2 protein-coding genes are annotated in these 1,853 nt (G+C 77.1%); both read right to left on the reverse strand.

What is annotated here, in order from left to right:
* Positions 1 to 1,633 (reverse strand): ATP-dependent helicase (locus ND748_RS31110; RefSeq protein ID WP_251749878.1); only part of this gene is annotated, 1,633 nt, incomplete at its 3' end.
* Positions 1,630 to 1,853: PD-(D/E)XK nuclease family protein (locus ND748_RS31115; protein ID WP_251749879.1), on the reverse strand; the 224-nt coding region annotated here is incomplete at its 5' end. The genes ND748_RS31110 and ND748_RS31115, both read right to left, overlap by 4 nt.

Here is a 1,853-nt window from a genome sequence, read left to right on the forward strand (position 1 = left end):
GCGCGGCGAGGTCGCGGGCGCCGAGGCGCACCCGCGGGCCGGTGAGCAGGCGGACCAGCGCGGCGTTCGCCGTGGGCGCGTCGAGGACCTCCAGCACGGCCACGATTTCGGCGACCTCCGGCACGGTGAGCAGGCCGGTCAGCCCGACGACCTCGACCGGCAGCCCGACGGCCTGCAACGCGGTCAGCAGCGGCGGGATGTCCCCGCGGGCCCGGACGAGGACGGCGATGTCGCCGGGGCCGGTGCCGGCGTCGACCACCGCGCGCAGCCGGTCGGCGATCCAGGCGACCTCGTCGGCCCAGCTCGGGTGCAGGGCCACGACCGTCTCGCCGCGGTCGGCGACGTCGGCCCGCGGGCGCAGCTCGACGACCCGGTGGCGCGCCCGCAACTGGGCCGCCACCACGTTGGCGAGGTCGAGCAGCCGGCCACCGCTGCGCTGGTTCACCGACAGCTCGTAGACGCCGGCCGGTCGGCCGTCGGCGCGCGGGAAGTGGGTCGGGAAGTGGTCGAGGTTCGCCACCGACGCCCCCCGCCAGCCGTAGATCGCCTGGCACGGGTCGCCGACGGCGGTGACCGGGTGGCCGCCGCCGAACAGGCCGGTGAGCATGCGGCGCTGGGCAACCGAGGTGTCCTGGTACTCGTCGAGCAGGACGACGGCGGCCCGGGCCCGCTCGGCGCGGCCGACCTCCGGCATTGTCTCGGCGAGGCGGGCCGCATAGGTGACCTGGTCGCCGAAGTCCAGTACGTCCCGCTCGCGGCGGGCGGCCCGGTAGTCGGCGACGAGTGCGGCGAGCTCCGAGCGCCCGCGGGCGGCGGCCGCGAACCGACGCAGCCGCTCCTGCACACCCTTGGTGCCCCGCCGGCCGCCGGCGGCGGCCAGCGCCGTCAGCACCTCCTCGAGGAACGCGCTGTCGAACGCGACGAGCTTCGCCGGGTCGATGAGGTGCTCGCTCATCTCCGCGTCGAGCGCGACCAGCTCGCCGACGACGGCCCCCAGCGATCGGGTCAGCGCCTGCACCGGGCCGCCGTAGGCGCGCGCAACCCGCCCGGCGAGCTGATAGCGAGCCGCCCCGGACAGCAGCTGGATGTCTGGTTCGAGGCCGAGGCGCAGCGCGTTGTCGACGACGAGCCGCCCAGCGAAGGCGTGGTAGGTGGCCACGGTGGGCTCGCCGTCCACCTCGGCGTCGGCCGTCGGCTCCGGTCCCGACCAGCCGCCGACGTCGGCGGCGCCCGCCTTGCGCAGCGCGAGGCGCACCCGACCGGCCAGCTCACCGGCGGCCTTGGTGGTGAAGGTCAGCCCGAGCACCTGCTCCGCGCGCACCTGGCGGGTCGCGACGAGCCAGACCACCCGGGCCGCCATCACCGAGGTCTTCCCGGAGCCGGCGCCGGCGACGATCACCCCCGGCTCCAGCGGGGCGGTCGCGGCGGCGATCTGCTCGTCGGTGTACGGAACTTCGAGCAGGTCGCGCAGGTCCTCCGGGTCGAGCCGGGGACCGGCGGGAGCGCCGTCGGGGTCGCCGCCGGGATCGCCGCCGAACCCGGGCAGGAACGGCTGGCGGGACGCCGACCCGCCGCCGCCCAGGTCGCCCCGGCCACCCGGCGGACGGGGATGACCGGAGCCGGCCGCGTTCATTCGATCACCTGCCGTCCCTCGGGTCGGGCGGGGCAGCTCGGCTGGAACGTGCACATCGTGCAGTGCTCGCCCGGGGTCGGCCGGAACGCCTCCGCGTCGATGGTGCGCACCGCCTCGCCGAGGACGTCGTCCATCCAGGTGGGGCCCTCGGCGGGCAGCGCCTCCTGGGCCTGGACCTCGGGCGGGCCGGGCGCCTCCCCGGGCAGGCGGGGCCCGGCGC

Source organism: Frankia sp. AiPs1 (assembly GCF_023716945.1).
In the GTDB taxonomy this organism is placed as follows: Bacteria; Actinomycetota; Actinomycetes; order Frankiales; family Frankiaceae; genus Frankia.